Here is a 17,787-nt window from a genome sequence, read left to right on the forward strand (position 1 = left end):
AGGCGTCTTAACCGCCAGCGTAGCGTTTTCCCGGATTCACAGGCCTTGATGAAGGCACTGTATCTTGCTACTTTGGAAGCCACTAAAAAATGGACTATGCCGATTCGTAATTGGGGCCGTGTATACGGCGAATTAAGCATTATGTATGAAGATCGGCTTGAATATTAGGCTATTTCTTGTTACAGCTTTATTAAAATTGAGGCCTGGAGCCAGTCCTCAGTTTGTTGAGTTGTCTAAAATTACAGCTAAGAAAAATGCTGGAACCGGTTTCAACCAATTCCAGCAAAATTATGAAATATATAGTTTTTATTGCCATAGAAGACTCTATTTACAGAGATTTTTTCACAGGCTCCGTAATACTCAGAATCAATAGTTACGGTGTTATCTTTGGTGTTAAAGATTACTTTATGGAGTTCCTTGGCAATATCCTTATTTTCTTTTTTATACTTTCCCCTTGCTTCTTCTGAGATATCTATTCTTACCCAAGAAGAAAGCATGTGACTATCTGAGTCATAGTTAATTGTATCTTTGTCATAATATAATGCGAAACCTTTATCAAGGACATTAATGCTGGCCCACCTGTCACTCTGGGAAGATGCAAAAGCAGTAGAAGCAACCATTAAAAGCATAAACAACAATACTGTAATCTTTTTCATTTTTTTCCTCCTAGTAAGCAAAAACTACAACTTCATGTTAGTACAAAAGAACTATATACCCATTTTACACAAATATAAGGATATGTAAAGAAAAAATTAATGTAGATATTTGAAACATAACTGCTGATATTTAATACATAAATCAGTCTTTTAGAGCGTACTGTTTCATAGATTATTGATTTGAGTATTATTGCCTATATTTTGGGCGGGGCGTATGCCAGGGGGCGGCTGCGCTCTCTTTTTATGTCTGTGTGCAGCGCGGCCCCGGCTGGTGGGTGGGGTCCCGCAAGGGAGAGTGGCTGCGAAAGACTGGTCAGCTTTCGATAAGTTTGACTATCGGACAGTAAAAGAGGGTGGCGGTCATTGTGGGTCTGGTTTTACTTCCGATAGTCGTAAGGAACTTATCGGACGCTCACCAGTCACGGCTTATGAGCTGGGGACAAATCCAAGAGCATACAGGGGGAGTGTCGGTTTAATGGCGTAACACGGCTGGATGCTCCATCAGGGTCCCCTGCCATACTCATAGCACTACACTAAGAGTCGAGTCATCTTTAAATGGCTTCCGCTCCTGGCGGAAGGCAACCATCAGCGGAGGGTGTGGCTATGGCTTGCCATGGCCATACCTTCCGCTACTCTCTTGGAAAAGATGAGAAACTAAAAACGGGGGTATGACTGCGCCATTTATGGCGTAGTGATACCCTCCGGCAACGACACTTCGAGTCGGGAAGGGGTGACTGGAATTGGCGGACTGTAGCGGAGAACGAAGGCCGCAGCGGAAGGGAGCCAATGACAGTGACCCCATACAAAACTTATAGTAGCTGACAGCTCCATACTGTGGCAGTGTATGGCCCTCTCCCACATTCGCAGGGCTTGGTGGAAGCCCTGAAGGGAATGTGCAAGGAGTACGTGGCTTCTATGGGGTGCGTGGGGGAATGTGGCATCTAATGGCCATACTCTGCCATCAAGGGCAGCTCTAAGAGTTGAGGGGGTGGCGGTGGCTGGAATGAAGTGGACAGCAGCGAAGCGGATGGGAACGGAAAGACAGTGACCGCCTTTCGGATCATGTAGTTGGCACTGGCCCTTTTCCGATGATAGGGTATGCGCCAGCTATCCAAAGATATGGGGCAGAAGCTGCTGGGGTATACGCTATCATTCAGGGCATCTCTTATAGTCGGGGTATACAAGACGTCGAAGGTGACTGACCGCACGTATGGGAGGTCTGGCACCGCAGGCGGCTCACTTCAATCAAGGCACCCAGTAAGTCATAAGTAAAGCCCCGCTTTCAGGGGAACGTAGGCAGACAGTGTCTGCCGAAGTCCTGAAAACGGGGCTATGTTTTGTGGGTGGCTTCCTTAGATCCAATTCCAATAAAAAATGTCTTTATCTCACAGTCGTTCAGAGCCCTTTGGCACCCATTGGCCCATTTCCTTCCTCATATTCCTAAACTCGCCATCAGCAAAAAAGGTTCCGTCTCCGTTTGCGTGGATGACTCGCTGCTCTTTTTTCTTCGTATTTTCCCATAGCAGGAGGCCTTTGAATATCAGGATGCCATGTTCTTCAACGTAATCTTCAAGTTTGCATTCCAAAACGGCAAGACAATCGGGAATTAAAGGTGCTTTATTTATCTTTGCCTTTGCCTTGGGCAACGAAAAGCGTTCAAATTTGTCACATTCAGATCCGTGACTCGTCCCGATCTGAACGACTTTTTCAAGCATATCGAAGGTTGGGACACAAAGACAGCACTCTTTTTTATCCAATATAGTCTGGAAAGACTCGTTCCAGTCTCCTGTAGAAATGGCAATATGCGGTACAAAATCAAGTACCATCTGCCATGAAATTGTCATCACGTTGTCTTTGGTTCCGTCATTGGTGGTGACAAGCAGGACGGCCCCCGACTCAAAATAGGTAAATGCTCTCTCAATTCTTCCTTCTTGCATATCTTATTCCTCCTGCATAATAGAACAATATACAGAAACTGCCTTGATACTTTATTCTAAAATATTTACCGTCATATTTGTCAATGCAATTTTTACACAGAGAAAAAAACACTGTCCCAGCTTTCGCCGGGACAGTGCTTTTGGAAGACGTTTGTCTATGTTATATCCCCTGCCTGCTTCATGGAGAGGGGGAAGCAAGCAGTAAGAAGGAGATGGGCGATATATTAATTCCTCTAAATCCACTTAGAAGAAAGGACTGTTATTTTTTTATGCAGCCTTTTTTGGTCCCTGTGGATCCTGCTGTGGAGTATCCTTCTTAGGACTCGTGATATCCTTTACTATATCAATAATATCGCGGATGATCTGGAAAGGCTTACGACGTGGGCCATGAATGCGAATGCGTGGACGGCCACCGGCTACCTGATTTAATTCCATTTCGTTGAGTTCAAATTTCTTAGTCATGATAATATCTCCCTTCTTTATGGGCTGTGCCCTTGTTGTTTTCTGTCCTTACATACGGACTGGGGAGAAATGTATTACAAAAAATGTTATTATTTTATTTTCAGTAGCTGAAGATTATATCAAATATGACTTCAATATTTGCCATTTGTTGGATAAATCCCTTATTTCAAGGGATTTTTTTGAAATTGGCAAAATTTTTTCCGTTAATTTTACCTTTAATATTTTAGGAATGGGTAATTTTTGGTGTGGGTTTTGGAAATTTGTTTGGTATATTCATCAAACTGTTACAAAAATAATTTTAGTATATCAATAATGTTATAATATGTATGTGAAATAGACCATAGACATCATAAGTTAAATTGGTATAATAAAAACTGTGCAAAAAACATAGGCCTTTAGGCCAGGGGAGGGAATATAATGTGTATGTTCATTAAAACATCTTTCCATAATACACGACCGTGACATTCAGTTTTTTAAGGATGATAAACTGAAAGACAAATGGAGTTGTTTGATTATGGAATTTGCACGAAACCTTAAGAGGCTTCGACTGATTAAAAAAGAAACCACTGCGGATATTGCGACGGCTCTGGATATAAACGAGGATGTTTATATCTCTTGGGAGGCAGGGCAGGCAGAGCCGTGGGGCGAGCACTTATACAATTTAGCACATCATTTCAAAGTGCCCTTTGAAGTGCTGTTGGATGAAAGCTTTGATTATGAATTATATTTAATGATTTTGAAGGCACGGGGCACAATTTAATAAAAAATAAGGGAGGTGCCGTGGGGCATCTCCCTATAATATTGAAAGTGGGTAATATTTATGGATGACATTGACAAGATGATTATTAATATGCTTCAGGCGAATGCCAGGGCAACAATTTCGGAAATGAGTTCTAAGGTTTCTCTTTCAATGCCGGCGGTAAGTGAGCGGGTAAGAAAACTGGAGAAAAGCGGGGTTATTAAGCAGTATACAGCAATTATTAATCCTGAAATGGTGAAAAGGGGAGTGGAGGCTTTGATGTTTGCCAGCTTCTCAGATCCGGAAAAGGAGCATGATTTTATTAATACAATCAGCGAAGAAAAGGACGTCAAGGAGTGCTTTGGGGTGACTGGGCCTTTTGATTACTGCATGAAGATATTTACCGAGAACACCAAGAAACTCGAAGAAATTATATTGAGGATTAAAGAAAAAGGGGCAATAAAGACCAATGTATCAATAGTCCTTTCAACGGTAATGGAGAAGCCAAGCATACAGCTGGCAGATTAAAAAAATTGCGCACTCTTTTGAAGGGTGCGCATTTTTGCTGGGCTTATGCCCGTTTCCGTTTCTGTTCATTTAGCTCCTGCTGCTTCATCCGCCCCTGGACAATTTTGATGGCCCGATCTGCAATAAAATGTTCCAGGGCCTGGGTAAAGGCATCAGGATTTACGGCAATATCATCTACTCTGGCGTAAGGGGAGGACATATTTGAGCGTTTGTAGCCAAGCATGGTGGTGTGGCCATACCACTGGTCGGCCCCAAGAAAGAAGATATATCCCTCGTCCAGAATTTCAAACTGGCATTTAAGGCCGCCGCTGCCATCTTCCTCAATTTCAAGCTTTGGCTTTTTCACGCAGCGCAGGGTCTCCACATCAAATATGCCAAGGGGAACATTCCCCAGCATAACATAATGGGAATGGAGCCAGCCGTTTCTGTGGTCGGCCTTTTCCTCCATGTCGGCAGTAATAAGCATTGGACTGTTTGGATCTTCTATAAGATTGTAGAGGTTGTGGAAATGTATCAGGTATTTGCCCATATCATGGGGATTGTCGAAAATCTTTAAATTGCGCATGGCATGGGCGTAATCCTTGGCCCGGGGGCGGTAGAGAACCATGATGAATGCTCCTTTCTGATACAATATAGAATGTGTGTTTGCTATATGGATATTATAACAGAATTTATGTTTGGGTTCAATGGAACATGGGGAGATTATCAGAAAATAAAAGCAGGATAAAATGATTGTTTTGGCGAATAAAAATTTATGTATGTTTTAACGTATGAAATATATATAAAATAGGTGGAATGTAAATGGCCAGCAAAAATACCGCTTTAAATGCAGCAGCAAAAGCAAAGCAAGATGAATTTTATACACAGTTATCGGATATAGAGAAAGAAATGCGGTATTATCGCAAACACTTTAAAAGTAAGACTGTTTTCTGTAATTGTGATGATCCATTTGAGAGTAACTTTTTTAAGTTTTTTGTACTTAACTTCAACAAGCTTGGGTTGAAAAAGCTGATATGTACCTGTTATGCCGGTTCCCCCATAGCTAATCAACAGCTTTCATTGTTTGACGTTATAGAGCTAGGGGAAGAAAATAAGCCATATAAGGCTATTATTACAACAGTTTATGATAAAACCGGTGATGGGATGCTGGACATGGAAGATATAAAAGAGCTTTTCAGGTCTGGCGAGAATGAGCTCACCGAATTAGAAGGTGACGGCGACTTTTCTTCTCCAGAATGTCTGGCCTTGATGGATGAAGCTGATATAGTGGTTACGAATCCTCCGTTTTCTTTATTTAGAAAATATATGGCCACTCTTATTAGTCGTAAGAAAAGTTTTATTATAATTGGAAATCAAAATGCAGCCCATTATAAAGAAATTTTTCCACTTTTACGTGAGGGAAAAGTTTGGTTAGGTTATAATCATGTGAAAGAATTTATTATACCAGATGGTACAATAAAAAAATTTGGTAACGTTCTATGGTATACTAACTTAGATATAAAAAAACGTCATGAAGAAATGATTTTAGTAAAGAAATATTGTTCTGAAGATTATCCTAAATATATAAATTATGATGCGATTGATGTTAATAAAGTCGCTAATATTCCGTATGATTATCCTGGTAAAATGGGAGTCCCAGATGGATTTCTTGAAACATATAATCCCTCACAGTTTGAAATAATTGGTTTAGCAGAAAGCTCACTAGGACAGGAAATTGGCTTTAGTAGTAATTTAACCGAGGAAGAATGTGCGGCATTATTTAAAGAGAATAAATCATTTAGGCGGGGAAATCCTATATATAGGGGAATAGATGGAAAGTTACATAAACCGTTTGCAAGAATAATAATTAGAAACAAACACCCAGAAATAAACAAGGAGAAATAAAAAAACATGGCACGCCAGAAATTTTTATTGGGGGCAAAGGCTGCCTCGAAAGATGAATTTTATACTCAATTAGCAGACATAGAAAGAGAATTACGATATTATCGTAAGCATTTTAAGGATAAAACTGTTTTCTGCAACTGTGATGACCCATTTGAAAGTAATTTCTTTAAGTATTTCGTACTTAACTTCAACAAGCTAGGATTAAAAAAGTTGATATGTACTTGTTATACTGGCTCTCCAATCGCAAATAGTCAGCTATCACTATTTGATGTGGTGGATACTGAGGATGGAAATAAACCATATAAAGCGATAATTACTACAGTATATGATAAAACCGGTGATGGCGCCCTAGATATGGAAGATATAAAAGAACTTTTTAAATCTGGGGAAAATAAACTTACAGAATTAGAGGGGAATGGCGATTTTGCTTCTCCAGAATGTCTAAAACTGATGGATGAGTCGGATATAGTGGTTACTAATCCACCGTTCTCGCTTTTTAGAAAATATGTGGCTACCCTGATGAAGCATAAAAAACAGTTTTTGATTATAGGAAATATTAATGCCATAACATATAAGGAAATATTTCCTTTGATAATGAATGATGAAATATGGCTTGGTAATGGTATGGGGCGGTGGATTTCAGGATTTATTGTTCCTGCGTCCTATGAATTATATGGTACAGAGGCTTCAATTAATGAAAAAGGTGAGCGTATTGTCGCAACTAATAATTGCTTATGGTTAACGAATCTTGATTTTAATAAACGCCATGAAGAAATGATATTAGCTAAACGCTATAATTCAGAAGATTATCCTAAATATGATAATTATGATGCTATAGAGGTATCAAAGACAGCTGATATTCCATGTGATTTTAAAGGGGCAATGGGAGTTCCAATTACTTTTTTGGGTAAATATAGTCCTGATCAGTTTGAGATTATAGGCGCTGATTATAGCTTGGCAGGTCCTATAAATATAAACGGAAAAAATAAACCAAATCCACAAAGATTCTATATAAATGGTGTACGAAAATATGCTCGAATAGTTATTCGCAATAAACACCCAGAGCCAGCAAAGGAGCACTAATTATGGATATTCAAGAAAAGAGAATTACAGTCGAAGAAGTGTATGATGGTTATTTCAATGATGATGAAGAAGGTGTTGTGGGCTATCACGAACTGCTGAATATTCGTCCGAAGTATCAAAGGGAATTTGTCTACAAAGATAACCAGCGTGATGAGGTTATTCGTACAGTGCTGAAGGGACTTCCACTGAATGTAATCTACTGGTGCAAGATAACTTTGGATGATGGTTCGGAGGGTTATGAAGTGCTGGATGGTCAGCAGCGCACACTTTCACTTTGCGAATATATTGAAGGTTCTTTTTCGGTGGATAATTATTACTTCCACAATTTACCAGAGGACAAACAGAAAGCTATACTTGAATATCCTTTATTTGTGTATATTTGTGATGGAACCGAAAGCGAAAAGCTGGACTGGTTCAAAATTATAAATATAGCCGGTGAACAACTCACCGACCAAGAATTGAGAAATGCAGTATATGCGGGGACCTGGACTGGCAGTGCCAAAAAATATTTTTCCAAAACTGGATGTCCGGCCAATCAGTTGGCGGGGGATTATTTAAAAGGCTCCTCTATTCGTCAGGAGTATTTGGAAACAGCTATTTTGTGGGCGGCCAGTGCAGAGGATAAGACCATAAATCAATATATGGGTGAGCACCAGCACGACCCATCAGCTATACAATTATGGAATTATTTTAGGTCTGTAATTGACTGGGTTCAGGCCATTTTCCCAAAGAAACGCAAGGAAATGAAGGGGTTGCCGTGGGGACTTTTCTTCAATGAACATGGTAAGCGTACCGACCTTGATCCAAAAGCTCTGGAAAAGGAAATACAGCGTCTGCTGGGGGACGAGGATGTTACCAAAAAATCTGGTATCTACGAGTATTTGCTTACTGGCAAAGAAAAATGTTTGTCAATTCGGGCATTTGACCGCCGGGATGCGTTGGCAGCCTATGAAGCCCAAGGGCATAAATGCGCTACTTGTGGGGAAATATTCGAGTTTGATGATATGCAGGCAGATCATATAAAGCCATGGAGCAAGGGTGGTAAAACTGTAAAGGAAAACTGCCAAATGCTTTGTCGTGACTGTAATCTGAAGAAGTCTAATAAATAAAAAGTAAAAAAGCAGGGGTGCCCCTGCTTTTTATATGCCTAATTTTGATAATAAATATGATTTAGCTACAGATGAAATGATATCTAAGGCAACATTGCCAAAAGGTTTGATTTTTTCCTTAGTGTTATTCCAAATAGAATCATCACGAATACTATCAAGATATTCCCGCCCCTGGGGAGTAATATCAATGATATATCCGCGGATTGCTTCAATAAGACCAGCATCACGTAAGTATTTTATGTGGTAAGTTACAGCTATTGGTTCTTCAGCCGGAAATTCTGATGGAATACTTTCTATGAGAAAATTGTTCTGCCCATCGGATATTTCCTCAATAAATAATAATAGAGTACGTATTAAATCGTGATTTAAGCGCATATAATCAGCCTCCTCAAAATGATTATATCAACAAAAGAGTACATACACAAACCAAGTCCCATCCTGTATTTTAGGCTTTATACTTATTAGGTTCCAGCTATATAGTAAGTTCTTAGATATATTTTGCAGGAAAGAATTACCCAAATATAGAATAGCAATATTAGATACCAGTACAATAATTGGAGGGTAAACTTATGCCAGAATTAAGCACACTTGAAGAAATAAAAGATTTGCGTACAGTATGGCCGCATGAGGCTCTTGATTTTACCCCATGGTTGGCTCAGGACGATAATATTGCCCTGCTTTCTGATGCGTTGGGAATTGATATTACTGTTGATGATACCGAGTCGCCAGTAGGTGATTTTAGTGTTGATATATTTGCAACTGAAACAGGGACTGATCGGAAGATTGTTATTGAAAACCAGTTGGGGGATACAGACCATGATCATTTAGGCAAATTAATTACTTATGCTTCTGGTAAATCTGCGGAGGTGGTTGTTTGGCTTGTTAAGAGGGCCCATGAAAAACATAAGGCTGCTATAGAGTGGCTTAATAATCATACTGATGAAAATATTGGTTTTTTCCTGTGTGAGATAAAGCTATATCGGATTGGCAATTCTAATCCTGCGGTAAAATTTGAAGTTATAGAAAAGCCTAATGATTGGGCGAAAGAAATTAAGAAAAATGACGCATTAAACCCTACTAAACAAAAGCGTTATGACTACTGGGTGGCATTTCAGGAATACGTTTTTCAAAATGCTGAGTTTTCAAATAATTTTAATCGCACGAAACCATCTACTGACCATTGGATGGATTTCACTATTGGATCATCTGCGTATCATCTTGCTGTCAATCAACTACGAAAAAGGAATGAGTTGAATGTGGAATTTTATATAAATGATGATAAGTCAATATTTTCTACGCTTTATGGAAATAAGGAAAAAATTGAGCGAGAAATGGACATGAAATTAGAATGGTTGGAGTTGCCAAACAGAAAAGCCAGCCGTATTCTTATAAAGAAAAATGTTGATTTTGATGATAGTACACAATTGAATGAGCAATTTGAATGGATTATTGTTGTTATGTTGAAAATGAAGAAAGTGTTTAAAAAGTATATTTAAAAACTGCCTAAGCCTTGGCCCATAAAATATGCCAGGGCTTTTTCCTCCCCGCAAATAGACTATAATTATGATGTTCACAAGCAAAGTAGTGGAGGAATAATCTGATGGAAAATGCATTGCTGATAAATAAAAAGGCTCTGAAAAAAGCCATGAAATATGTAGATAATAATCAATTTGAAAAGGCCCTGCCAGTAGTTGAGAAGCTGGTGGCAAAATTTGAGAAATCCAATACATACAAGGACGATGAAAATACGGAATACTATTCCTTCCATGAAAAATTGGAGGAGCTTCTTTATGAGGAATTTGCAAAGCCAGAGAAGGAAATTTGCAATATAGAGCAGCCAATTTCTGACTTGTATTTGGCTTATGGCTCTGCACTTCTGGGCCTGGAGCATAAGGAAGAATCAAAAAAGGCCCTGCGTGCAGCCTTGCGTTGGAACCCTGTTCATCCGGAAATATATCTGAAATTGGCTGATTGGTCAGTGATGTACGGAGATGCTGAGGATGTCCGCAAATATGCCTCTAAGGCCTTGAAATGGGCGTTTCACATGAAAGATATTGGAAATTGCTATTATTATTTCGGTTGGTATACTTACCAGAAGGAAGCCTATGCTGCAGCTTTTGGATATTACCATTTATGTTCAGATTTGGGGGATGGAGATAGAAAATTTCTATCCGATAGTGAACAGATTATGATCGCAATACAGAAAAAAGCTGAACCGCCTTCCTTGGAGGAAATGGAGAAGTATTCAATACAGTATAATGTACCTCTGGCCTATAACAGCAAGATAGTTGATTTTGTTCTTAAGCTGGGCAAAGATGCCATTGACGATAGGAATGAAACTTATGAATCGGCAAATTATTTCTTTTCCATATTGTATGAAATGACAGGTTCGGAGAGTGTTAGGGAAACTATGGAGGAACTGGATAAGAAATGGGAATTGAATAAATATTAATGAGTAAAAGAAAGTCAAATGAGGCCCCGGCGAAAGCTGGGGCTTTTCGTATGTAAGGGGTACGAAGGAGGCCACCACACCCCAATCCACTACTGGTGCCTTGATTGAAGTGAGCCGCTTACAGTATCAGACCTCCCATACGTGCGGTCAGCCACACTCCAGCGTCTGAAACACCGACTCTGCGAGGTGCCCCGGACGGCAGAGTATAAATTATTAATATCCCTGTCGAATAAGCCTAGGCTATTATAATTCAATTTAGCAGGAATGTTATACTCCAATATAGAATAGGTAAAACATCCTTTTTTAGAGGTGGGAAAACAAAAATACAAGGAGATTAGAACATGAGTGAATTTCAAAATATTCATTTTGTAAAAGAATTTGCTTATAGAACCAAGCTAAATTACTATCGCCAGCAAGAACGATATGCCAGGACAGAGGATGCAAGAAGCAAGGCAAAGATGAAAGTTGGCAGTATTGAAAGAGAAATGGCAAATAAACAATTTGATATTTCGGAATATTATGAGGTTACTGACCTTTTAAACTCGTTAGTTGGATTATTGGTTTTTCCGGAGGAAAATGTTTTTGATCACATTCCTAAATTTGAGCGAGATTTAAAAAAAGAGTTTCCCATTTTACATAAATGTATTGAAAAGGCTGAAAAAGAAGGCTTTTATAAATATTCATATCTAACTGAACCCTATGGAGCCGATGAAAAATCACCATTGGCAATAATTAACCATATTAGAAATTCGTTAGCGCATTTTAGAATAATGATTGAGCCTATATCAGGAAAAATAAGTGGTACAAATCAAATTGTCGCTATTATATTTAAGGATCAAAGACCTCCAAATTCAAAAAAACCGCGGGAGTATTTTTCTCTGAAAATCGATGTTACAGATTTAGAAGATGTAGTTATGGAGATATGTGATTATCTTATAAATGTAAACGGGTAGTGGCGAAATGGGCATGGAAAAATTTTTTGACTATATAAAACAAAAAAGTACCAGCGAAGAAGAATATACTTATGAAGTATTAATGGCCAGAGGGTTCTTGTTGGATGATAAAAGGTTTGTTTTAAGTGATAATTCACATGAACTGGATAAAAAATATCTTGAAAGAATATTTTTGAAATATAACATCGGCCAAATCGAGGGTAATAAAATAATAATCAGTAATCCGGATAAAATTGAAAATATATTTAATCGAGAAGATGTTGGAGGCTGTGAAGCAGTAGGAAATGCGTATGACTGGGAAATGTTCAGGAATAGACAACATGGCTTTAAAGTACCAGTGAGTATACTGGAGCCATTTGTAGCCAGATATATTAAAGCAATATCCGCATGTGGTATTAATACTCATGGTTCCTGCGATGGAAATCATCCTGGGGAAAAGCTGGTAAGAATTGATACAAGTGAAGGCGGGTGTAGTTGCTGGCACAAATTTATTTGTAAAAAAATATTGTCCAGATATTTTAATCTGGACTGGAATAGAACATACAATGAAATCAGATTTAATAAGGATAATCAGTGGGCAACCTACATTGAATTAAATAGAGCGGCAGAATTTTTATATTCTAACCGAGTGGAATTTAGGAAAGTAAAAACAGAAGCTATGGCTCCATTATCATGTAGCGAGTTAAGGCATAAAACCAATGAAGAATTAAATGATATATTTATAAATAATGTCGATAATCTTTTAAAAAAAATTACATTACAGGTAAGCTAAATACTGTTACTGAGGGGGAGAAAAATGAGTAAAATAGATGATCATGTAGAGGAATTGAAAAAGAATACAGAGATACTTGAATATACATTTGCAAAATATAATTTGAAATTAGATAGTTATACTATCGCACTGGATATATCTGGTTGTTATCCTACTTGTTTTATGGAGCTATCTACCATAAATGGGAATAAAATAGTAAAAAAAGGAGCAGATAAAGTAAACATAAAAATAAATTTTTATGATGAAAATGAAAATATACTTTACCATGCTAGTGAGGAAATATATGCAGACGATTTCGATGAGTTTGATACTATCAAAATAAATATTGCTGAGTTACAAAGATGTTTAAAAAAAGCTCAAAAAGTTAAAATATTTGCAAGGTAAAATCACTCTCCTCCGAGAGTATGAAAAAATCTCTGTAAATAAGATCTTCTATGGTTGAAAATAATATAAATTTAATGCGTAGTCCAATCAGATACTCATTGTAAAGCTACGTGTGAGCTAGTGCACTGCAAACAGCTGGGGCCGTATTACCGCAGGTAACAATAACCTCAGCTTTTTTATTTTGCTGAAAAATTAGTAGTTTATCCGGTCTTCATACATTATGCTGAATTCACCATATACTCGGCCCCAATTACGGATTGGCATAGTCCACTTTTTGGTGGCCTCAGTCGTTGCCAGATATAGTGCCTTCATTAGGGCCTGAGAATCCGGGAACACGCTTCGTTGACGATTTAGGCGTCTATAGCTGGAATTAAGACTTTCAATGGCATTGGTGGTATATATGACCTTTCTGACCGCTGCAGAAAACTTAAATATTGGCGTAATAACATCCCAGTTAGTCGTCCAGCTTTTCATGGCGTTAGGGTATTTTTCATGCCATTTTTGACTGACTTTATCCCTGTTAGCCTTGGCCTGCTGCTCGGTGACGGCCTGGTAAATACTTTTCAGGTCAGTAGCAAATTCCTTGCGATCTTTATCCGCCACATATTTTAGGGTATTACGGACCTGATGAACGATGCAGCGCTGGTACTCCGTTTTAGGAAATGCGGCTGTAACAGCTTCTTTCATGCCTGTAAGGCCGTCAGCACATAGTACAAGAATATCTTTGAGGCCTCGGTTTTTAAGTTCATTAAACAGTCCAAGCCAGTATTTCGCACTTTCATTTTCACCAATATAGAGGCCCAGCACTTCCTTGATACCATCTTTATTTATGGCGAGAATGACATAGGCAGCCATTTTACGAATTATGCCGTTATCTTTTACGGAATAATGAATGGCATCAACGAAAACTACAGGATATAACGAATCCAAAGGTCTATTCTGCCAGTCATGGATTTCCGGAAGAATTTTATCCGTCACATCGGATATGAAGCCCTCTGATACGTCAAAACCATAGATGTCTTCGATGGTTTCGGAAATCTGTCTGGTAGTCATTCCCTTGGCATACATAGATATTATCTTATGGTCTATGTCAGAAATATCTTTCTGGCGTTTCTTTACAACCTGAGGCTCAAAGGTAGATTTGCGGTCCTGTGGTACATCAATAGAAAATGAACCATAACTGCTGTTTACCGTCTTTTTCTTGTAACCATTGCGGCTGTCATCATTTGATGAGCGTTCGGATTTCTCATAGCCCAAATGTTCATCCATTTCAGCTTCCATCATCTCTTTGATGGTGCCGCCGAGAAGATCCTTCAGAGCTTCCTGAATGTCTTCAGCAGAATTGATGTCATATTCGGTCAATAATTGCTGAATAATTTGGCGCTTACCGTCTGTCATTTGTACATGGTGTACTGGTTTTGAAGATTTTCTTGCCATAACAAAAGGCCTCCTATGATTTTATTTTACCATAGAAGACCTTGCAGATTACTAATTATGTTATTTACAGAAAAACTTTCACACTCTCTCTCCTCCTCGCCAACGACGCGTTCCGCCCCCGGACTGGCGATGGTGTTCTCTGGCTTCTTGCCTATCTACATGATAACCATCATCATCATATTCTTCCCTATAGTTACCTGCTGTATAATATTCCTCATCATAATAAGGGTCATTGCCACTCATCTTAGCCACCCGCTCAGAATAGGTCCGATTATATTCAGCTTGAAGCTGTTTATGACGGGCTTCCTGGGCGGCTTTTTTAGGTTTTACAACATTTTCATTAATGTCTAAAATCTGACTTCGTAGTGTCAGGACCTTCTTCTTTAATGGCCCATTGTAATTTTCAGGGATAAGGCCCGCATAGTGAAGCAGCATACTATTTTTTACAGTGATACCTTTCTCGATGCCGCCCCATTCAGCAATTATTTCCAGACAATTAGCTGTATAATACAAAGTTTCAGCACCTGGGCAGACATTAGCAATAGTAGAAGCACAGTCAGTCCGTTCACTCATTCTGACGTGATCCGGTGTACCGCCAAAAAATGCTAGGGATGCTTCCTTGGATTTCTGCTGGTCGGGATGGGCAAAATCCATCTCATGGAATATCGCTATCCCTTTTTGATACCCCTCAATAGACCTATTAATAAAACTATACCGCTGCTCTTGTTCCCTGGCCTCTATATCTGCCTTGGTTTCGCAGCCGGAAATAGATATAGATATGATGGTTAGGAGAAATAATCCTAAAAAACTGTAAATGTTGATATGGAATAGATGATACATATTGTGTCACCTCGTTAAATGGTTTTTTAAATATTATATCATTCCTAAAAAAATGCAGGAAATAAAAAATAAATGTAGAATAAGTTAATTTAGACTAAGGGAAATAAAATTAACAAGGGGGATAGTGTTTTACAATTATCAAGTTGAAAGGATGGAGGATATTATGAAGAAAAAAATATCATGTATTTTATTTTTACTATGTTTATTGATTAGTGCTGTAGCTTGTGCTGGAGATGTAGAGGGGAATATAACATGGCAATATAATAATTTTATCGGTACAAAACCAGATGTAGGGGCAGGAATTTATATGTATAAAGAAGATAAGAGAGCATCTGATTTATTTGCCGATAAAACGGAAGAAGATAAATTTTTAAAAGGGTTTGTAAGCACTGATGGAGCATATTATGCTGAAGCAGATGGATATGGGCATTATAAAATTAGAAATTTGCCAGAAGGTCAGTACATTATATATGTTGTTTCAAGGAAAACTACTAGAAACTTTTCTGATCAAAGACCATTAATGGCCCAATGGGATGTTTTATATAAATATACTCACTATACAAGCAAAGATTATTATGCAATTACGTTTGCTAATGTATATAAAAGTGTTGTAGGAACTGTCTATGTACCTGCAAGTGGTGAAGAAACGTTTAGTCACGATTTCGGTAATACTTACATTTAACGAAAACGGAAGAACCATCACAAACCAAGGCCCCGGCGCAAGCTGGGGCTTTTCGTATGCAAGGGGTACGAAGGAGGCCGCCACACTCTTATACACTACTGGCGCCTTGATTGAAGTGAGCCGCCTGCGGTGACTGTCCTCCCATACGTGCGGCCAGCCACACTCCGTCGTCTGAAACACCTTCTCCCCAAGGTAGTCCGAATGATAGCGTATACCCCAGCGGCATTGGCCCCAGGTCTTTACCTGGCACGCCTCCATCACGGATTACGGCAGCGCCATGAAAAGCCCTGAAAGTATTGGAAGAAAGCTGGCGCATACCCTATCATCGGTATATTGTTTAGTGCCAGCGACTGGGCCAGCAGGGCGGTCACTGTCTTTCCGTTCCCATCCGCTTCACTGCTGTCCACTTCATTCCAGTCACCGCCAAAGCCACGTCTCTTATAGATGCCCCGAACAGCAGCGTATGGAACCTGCAAGCAGAACCCATACACAGCTGTCGGCATTTTGTCCAGTGCCTACTACTGGGGCAGTATACGCGGTCGCTGTCCTGTCGCTCCCTTCCGTTCCGCCCGATGGGCTGCCCTCCAGTCCGCGCACTCCAGCCACCGCCCCATCTCCAAGTGCAGTACCCGGATGGTATCACTACCCCCCAGAGGGGCGCAGTCATACCCCCGTTTTTAGTTTCTCATCTTCTCCAAAAGAAAAGCGGGCACATTCTGTCCCCGCAGATGGTTGCCTTCCTCCAAAGTCGGAAGCCATTTAAAGTGATCTGAGTTTTTGTACGCATCCAGAGTACAGCCACGCCATAACGTGCGGCTTCCTTTGGGACCCCCACGCGGTCCCACGAAGCCGGGAACGAAAAAGCCCACACATGACTTTAATGTATAAGGTTTTATTTCCAGCCCCATTTCCCGTCACTATTCTTCTGTACATTTCAGTATTTAATACCAGATTGTATAGGGATTTTGGATGTATATTTCTGAATACCAAACCACATTGTATAGGAATTTATTTTTCTGTCTTTTGGCTGTACATGACATGATTGTATCGTAAAATACAGCCACAAAATGGGGGATATTCTCTGATACATTTTAGTCATGTTTCTTGGTGCCAGCTCCAAGGTGTCTGCTATGAGTATGGGCAGGAGCCACCTTCTCTGCATCTGCTTTTGCCATGGGGGAAGGATTCTCCAGCCTCATAAGGCGGGCCATTTTACTTCCGATAAACGCCGGAGAGCTTATCGGAACGCCTGGCTATGCTCCGGGGGCCAATGGTTCCGATAAGCACATTTATCGAAAGTAAGATGTCCACTCCAGCCAACTATCCCTCACGGGCCTACCCCGCCCTCCGCCCGCGCTTCGCGACCCCACCCAAGAGCCGTGGACGCAGCTGCACACAGACTTTAAAAGAGAGCGCAGCCGCCCCCACGGCATACGCCCCACCCATAAGAAAAATCGTTGGTAAGAACTGCAACATCATGCTATAATTTTTTCAACAATATAGCCCCAATAAATAGCTATAAAACGAGGTCATATTATGCAATACAGAATTATCGACGGTGCAGAGAATTTGAAAATTAATGATGTCGTTAGGCTTTTAAAGATGACTTACTGGGCGGAGAATCGTCCTCTTGAAACCATTGAAAAATCTATGCGTAATTCTGCTTGCTATGGGATCTACCTTGATGCCGAGGAAAAGCTGGTGGGTTTTGCAAGGGTTATCAGCGATTATGCTACAACCTATTATTTATGTGATGTAATTGTTGATAAGGCATATCAGCACATGGGACTTGGTACGGCTTTGGTATCACATATCGAGGCATTGCCAGAATATAAAGGGCTGAGAGGTGTTTTAATTACAAGGGACGCA

At 39.6% G+C, this 17,787-nt stretch carries 20 protein-coding genes; 12 read left to right on the forward strand and 8 right to left on the reverse strand.

All coding sequences use genetic code 11. The features are described from left to right. Nucleotides 1-269: 269 nt before the first annotated feature. The 3 genes from T525_RS0113600 to T525_RS0113615 all read right to left on the reverse strand — a co-directional run bounded on the left by T525_RS0113600 (nucleotide 270) and on the right by T525_RS0113615 (nucleotide 3,055). Nucleotides 270-656 carry a hypothetical protein gene (locus T525_RS0113600; protein WP_027407620.1) on the reverse strand — a complete coding sequence of 129 codons (387 nt, stop codon included), beginning with the start codon at nucleotides 654-656 and terminating at the stop codon, nucleotides 270-272. A 1,385-nt stretch (nucleotides 657-2,041) separates the two neighbouring features. After that, nucleotides 2,042-2,593, reverse strand: coding sequence for a flavin reductase family protein (locus tag T525_RS0113610; protein WP_027407622.1), 552 nt, complete (start codon nucleotides 2,591-2,593; stop codon nucleotides 2,042-2,044). Between the two features lie 267 nt (nucleotides 2,594-2,860). Beyond that, the gene (locus T525_RS0113615) at nucleotides 2,861-3,055 is read right to left on the reverse strand and encodes a hypothetical protein (RefSeq protein WP_027407623.1); all 195 of its coding nucleotides are present in this window, start codon (nucleotides 3,053-3,055) and stop codon (nucleotides 2,861-2,863) included. A 514-nt stretch (nucleotides 3,056-3,569) separates the two neighbouring features. On the opposite strand from T525_RS0113615, the gene T525_RS15365 reads away from it, so the two are divergent. Beyond that, on the forward strand, nucleotides 3,570-3,815 hold the full coding sequence (locus T525_RS15365; protein ID WP_037325756.1) for a helix-turn-helix transcriptional regulator: 246 nt from the start codon (nucleotides 3,570-3,572) through the stop codon (nucleotides 3,813-3,815). 60 nt (nucleotides 3,816-3,875) lie between these two features. Next, nucleotides 3,876-4,322 carry an Lrp/AsnC family transcriptional regulator gene (locus tag T525_RS0113630; RefSeq protein ID WP_027407625.1) on the forward strand — a complete coding sequence of 149 codons (447 nt, stop codon included), beginning with the start codon at nucleotides 3,876-3,878 and terminating at the stop codon, nucleotides 4,320-4,322. A gap of 43 nt (nucleotides 4,323-4,365) precedes the next feature. Here the strand turns inward: T525_RS0113630 and T525_RS0113635 are convergent, their stop codons facing one another. Further along, nucleotides 4,366-4,929, reverse strand: a complete 564-nt coding sequence (locus tag T525_RS0113635) for a hypothetical protein (RefSeq protein ID WP_027407626.1) — start codon at nucleotides 4,927-4,929, stop codon at nucleotides 4,366-4,368. 194 nt (nucleotides 4,930-5,123) lie between these two features. Between T525_RS0113635 and T525_RS0113640 the strand changes: the two genes are divergently transcribed. Genes T525_RS0113640 through T525_RS0113650 form a run of 3 tightly spaced genes read left to right on the forward strand, consistent with a single transcriptional unit; the run spans nucleotide 5,124 to nucleotide 8,398 of the window. After that, nucleotides 5,124-6,206 (forward strand): adenine-specific methyltransferase EcoRI family protein, encoded by a 1,083-nt coding sequence (locus tag T525_RS0113640; protein WP_027407627.1) that lies wholly within the window; start codon nucleotides 5,124-5,126, stop codon nucleotides 6,204-6,206. 6 nt (nucleotides 6,207-6,212) lie between these two features. Continuing rightward, complete coding sequence (locus tag T525_RS0113645; RefSeq protein ID WP_027407628.1) at nucleotides 6,213-7,289, forward strand: adenine-specific methyltransferase EcoRI family protein; 1,077 nt, start codon at nucleotides 6,213-6,215, stop codon at nucleotides 7,287-7,289. Nucleotides 7,290-7,291: 2 nt separating this feature from the next. After that, nucleotides 7,292-8,398: a DUF262 domain-containing protein gene (locus T525_RS0113650; RefSeq protein ID WP_027407629.1), complete on the forward strand. Its 1,107-nt coding sequence runs from the start codon at nucleotides 7,292-7,294 to the stop codon at nucleotides 8,396-8,398. Nucleotides 8,399-8,428: 30 nt separating this feature from the next. Here T525_RS0113650 and T525_RS0113655 read toward each other — a convergent pair whose 3' ends face one another. Further along, nucleotides 8,429-8,773, reverse strand: a complete 345-nt coding sequence (locus T525_RS0113655; protein WP_027407630.1) for a DUF2513 domain-containing protein — start codon at nucleotides 8,771-8,773, stop codon at nucleotides 8,429-8,431. Nucleotides 8,774-8,967: 194 nt separating this feature from the next. Between T525_RS0113655 and T525_RS0113660 the strand changes: the two genes are divergently transcribed. The 5 genes from T525_RS0113660 to T525_RS0113680 all read left to right on the forward strand — a co-directional run bounded on the left by T525_RS0113660 (nucleotide 8,968) and on the right by T525_RS0113680 (nucleotide 12,959). Beyond that, complete coding sequence (locus T525_RS0113660; RefSeq protein ID WP_027407631.1) at nucleotides 8,968-9,894, forward strand: DUF4268 domain-containing protein; 927 nt, start codon at nucleotides 8,968-8,970, stop codon at nucleotides 9,892-9,894. A gap of 104 nt (nucleotides 9,895-9,998) precedes the next feature. Next, nucleotides 9,999-10,850, forward strand: a complete 852-nt coding sequence (locus T525_RS0113665; protein WP_027407632.1) for a hypothetical protein — start codon at nucleotides 9,999-10,001, stop codon at nucleotides 10,848-10,850. 341 nt (nucleotides 10,851-11,191) lie between these two features. Continuing rightward, a complete protein-coding gene (locus T525_RS0113670) occupies nucleotides 11,192-11,803 on the forward strand; it encodes a HEPN family nuclease (protein WP_027407633.1) in 612 nt (203 codons plus the stop codon). A gap of 7 nt (nucleotides 11,804-11,810) precedes the next feature. Next, entirely contained in the window at nucleotides 11,811-12,575 is a 765-nt protein-coding gene (locus T525_RS0113675; RefSeq protein WP_027407634.1) for a hypothetical protein, read from the forward strand. Nucleotides 12,576-12,599: 24 nt separating this feature from the next. Next, nucleotides 12,600-12,959, forward strand: a complete 360-nt coding sequence (locus T525_RS0113680; RefSeq protein ID WP_027407635.1) for a hypothetical protein — start codon at nucleotides 12,600-12,602, stop codon at nucleotides 12,957-12,959. A gap of 192 nt (nucleotides 12,960-13,151) precedes the next feature. On the opposite strand, the gene T525_RS0113685 is transcribed toward T525_RS0113680, so the two are convergent. Further along, nucleotides 13,152-14,357: an IS256 family transposase gene (locus tag T525_RS0113685; RefSeq protein ID WP_197019590.1), complete on the reverse strand. Its 1,206-nt coding sequence runs from the start codon at nucleotides 14,355-14,357 to the stop codon at nucleotides 13,152-13,154. 117 nt (nucleotides 14,358-14,474) lie between these two features. Beyond that, entirely contained in the window at nucleotides 14,475-15,236 is a 762-nt protein-coding gene (locus T525_RS0113690; protein WP_027407636.1) for a hypothetical protein, read from the reverse strand. A gap of 163 nt (nucleotides 15,237-15,399) precedes the next feature. Between T525_RS0113690 and T525_RS15370 the strand changes: the two genes are divergently transcribed. Continuing rightward, complete coding sequence (locus tag T525_RS15370; protein ID WP_051533625.1) at nucleotides 15,400-15,918, forward strand: hypothetical protein; 519 nt, start codon at nucleotides 15,400-15,402, stop codon at nucleotides 15,916-15,918. 257 nt (nucleotides 15,919-16,175) lie between these two features. On the opposite strand, the gene T525_RS0113700 is transcribed toward T525_RS15370, so the two are convergent. Beyond that, the gene (locus T525_RS0113700) at nucleotides 16,176-16,421 is read right to left on the reverse strand and encodes a hypothetical protein (protein WP_027407637.1); all 246 of its coding nucleotides are present in this window, start codon (nucleotides 16,419-16,421) and stop codon (nucleotides 16,176-16,178) included. A gap of 1,033 nt (nucleotides 16,422-17,454) precedes the next feature. On the opposite strand from T525_RS0113700, the gene T525_RS0113710 reads away from it, so the two are divergent. Then, on the forward strand, nucleotides 17,455-17,787 hold a 333-nt coding region (locus T525_RS0113710; RefSeq protein ID WP_027407638.1), incomplete at its 3' end, for a GNAT family N-acetyltransferase.

The sequence above is a fragment of the Anaerovibrio sp. RM50 genome, assembly GCF_000622005.1.
Lineage (GTDB): Bacteria > Bacillota > Negativicutes > Selenomonadales > Selenomonadaceae > Anaerovibrio.